General features: G+C 42.7%; 1 protein-coding gene. It reads right to left on the bottom strand.

Going from position 1 to position 1,916, the window contains the following annotated elements; translation table 11 throughout:
* On the bottom strand, positions 1-1,798 hold a 1,798-nt coding region (locus PLK24_RS11155; RefSeq protein ID WP_324479154.1), incomplete at its 3' end, for a family 10 glycosylhydrolase.
* Between the last annotated feature and the right edge of the window lie 118 nt (positions 1,799-1,916).

Here is a 1,916-nt window from a genome sequence, read left to right on the forward strand (position 1 = left end):
CAAACTCGAGAACGCCAAAGAATGATGGTGCGTGAAAGGTCCCGGGTGTTGGTGACCACCCACTAAATTCCCCCAGAATGATATCGGTTCGATTAAAATTGATTTTCCACCGATCTCCCGGTTGAGGAGTTTGGATTCCCAATTCGGAAAAAGGAATAGCAATTTCTGCTGTCCAGCCGTTGGTTTTTTCCTGGATAGCGACTTCCCAGTTGGCATTCCAGGAAGGTCCAGATCGAGAAAAACTATCATATTGAGTTCCAATAGAATTCAAGGATAAATGATAGTAAAAGCTGCTGCTAAACCAGGGATCAATAAAAACCTCAACCGAATCATCGTAAAAAACTGGTCCGTCCTTTTGGTAAATGGTGATTTTGCGATTTTGTTCAGGAGAATCATCTACCTGAAACATGATATAGAGGTAAGTGGGTGAAAAAAGACAAGCTACGGTAGTTTGGCTGCTGGCCAACCCTTCTCCAGTGATAAGGGAAAATTCATTTTGAAAGTCGGCTTTTTCCCAGGATTTTTCATGAAGTAATCCATCGACCTGGATTACTTCATGAATGAGTTGAGCTTTGATGGTTCGGGGATTGGGGTGAGAATACTGAACGACTTGGACTTTCTCAACTGGAACCAGAGAATTGAGGTATTTTCGAGATGGAGCTTCGGCTTTTTCTTGGAAGGGTCCTTGTTTTAAGGAATCGAGTATTTCGCTGTTTAGATAGGGGTATGCAAAGATGACTGAACCTTGAAATTGAGCCAAGCGTGAGAATTCGACCATTTGGGAGAGGTTTTTAATATCGGGAAGATTAAAGGCTTGGATCCCGGCAAAAGCCGGCAGATTCCCTAATAAAAAAGTATTGACCCAATAAGTTAATCCTTTCATCTCATTTACTCTTGAGCTGTAAGTCATAGGGATCAATACATCCAAGTAATGATTTTCCGTCCAAAAAGGCCAGTTTTGCAGGAATCCGGGATTGAGCTCGATTGGCATCCCTCGGGGTTGAACAGCTACTGAAAGGATGATGTCCGGTTTAATTTGGTGAACTCTTGTATTTATTTCTGCCAGGAGGCCAGTGACCGATTGGGCTCGATAAGAATTCCAGAGACGATAGACATCCGGTTGGGTGAAGGGATCGATTGCAATTGGATCAACGCCGTATTGTGATAAAAAGTGTTCCCGATGCTCTTGAGCGTAACAGGTGTCGGCAATGGTTGTATCCGGGAATCGCAGATAGTCAAGGTGAATTCCATCCAGGTCATAATTTTGAAGAACCTCAATAAGAAGTCCGATATAAAATTCTTTTACTCCCTGATGGAGAGGACAGGCCCAATAAAAATGATTTTTCCCCTGGGTATAACCGACAGTTCCATCACGCTGAATGGATTGCCAAGCAGGAAACTTTTCCAGCAGCTCTCCAGGTTGGTTAAGACCGACATAAAACATGTCAAACCAGGCATGCACCTGCATATTGTAACTATGAGCTGATTCGATAAAGGCTGCAAGAGGGTCAAGATTGGTTTGTTCATATACCTCCATTTGGCTGGTAAGCCCTTGTTGAGCTAAAAAATCTGAAGGATATATGGTTTTACCCAGATAAAAAGATTCAACCAGAATAGCATTGAAATGAGCTGATGCCAATTCTTTGACCATGGCTTCAATGCCATCTCGGGTATTGGGAATGCTTCTCACATCGATCCACACTCCACGGAACTCAGGGAGGGCATGAGTCAAGGTTGCAGGAGCCAGAATAGTAAAAAGGATGAATAAAATATAAAATAGAGGGCCTTTTTTTAGCATGGGAGTGTTCTCCTTCAGGTTGAGTTGGAATTTTATTCATTATTCCAAAGCCAGATCTGAAATGCAATAGCTTGAGAAAATAGAGTAAGGGGACAAGAAAAAACTGAGGGGGAGAGGG

It is taken from the genome of Atribacter sp. (assembly GCF_035418125.1).
GTDB classification, from domain to species: domain Bacteria; phylum Atribacterota; class Atribacteria; order Atribacterales; family Atribacteraceae; genus Atribacter; species Atribacter allofermentans.